1 protein-coding gene is annotated in these 635 nt (G+C 66.5%); it reads left to right on the top strand.

Annotated elements, in window-relative coordinates; genetic code table 11:
* Positions 1-635 (top strand): pyridoxal-phosphate dependent enzyme (locus VSX60_RS22480; RefSeq protein ID WP_327626454.1); only part of this gene is annotated, 635 nt, incomplete at both ends.

Raw genomic sequence — 635 nt, 5'->3', positions numbered from 1 at the left:
GCGGAAAAGGGCGTCGGCATGTATCGCAAGGCTGTGGAACTGGCCGAAGCGAACGGCTGGTTCCTTGCCCGCCAGTTCGAGACAGAGGCCAACGCCCGCATCCACGAGAACACGACCGCCCGCGAGATCCTCGCCGATTTCGACGGCAAGCGGCTGGATTACTGGGTCACCGGCTACGGCACGGGCGGCACGGTGACGGGCGTTGGTCGCGTTTTACGCCGCGAGCGGCCGGAGACGAAGATCGTCCTGTCGGAACCCGCCAATGCGCAGCTTCTGGGCAGCGGCCACGCGCAGGCGCGAAATTCCGATCACTCGCCCGCGGAAAGCCACCCCGCTTTCCAGCCGCACCCGATCCAGGGCTGGACCCCTGACTTCATTCCCCACGTTCTGCAGGAAGCGGTGGACGACGGGCTTTATGACGAGCTGATACCCGTGGCCGGCCCCGACGGCATTGCCTGGGCGCAGAAACTCGCGCGGCGGGAAGGCATCCTGACAGGCGTCTCGGGCGGCTCGACCTTTGCCGTCGCCATGAAGATCGCCGAACGGGCCGAGCCGGGGACCGTCATCCTCTGCATGCTGCCCGACACGGGCGAACGCTACATGTCAACGCCGCTGTTCGAGTCGATCCCCGAGGA

It is taken from the genome of Aurantimonas sp. A3-2-R12 (assembly GCF_036016755.1).
GTDB lineage: Bacteria > Pseudomonadota > Alphaproteobacteria > Rhizobiales > Rhizobiaceae > Aurantimonas > Aurantimonas coralicida_A.
The sequence above is the reverse complement of the archived record's forward strand: the minus strand, read 5'-3'. Positions and strand labels throughout refer to the sequence as shown.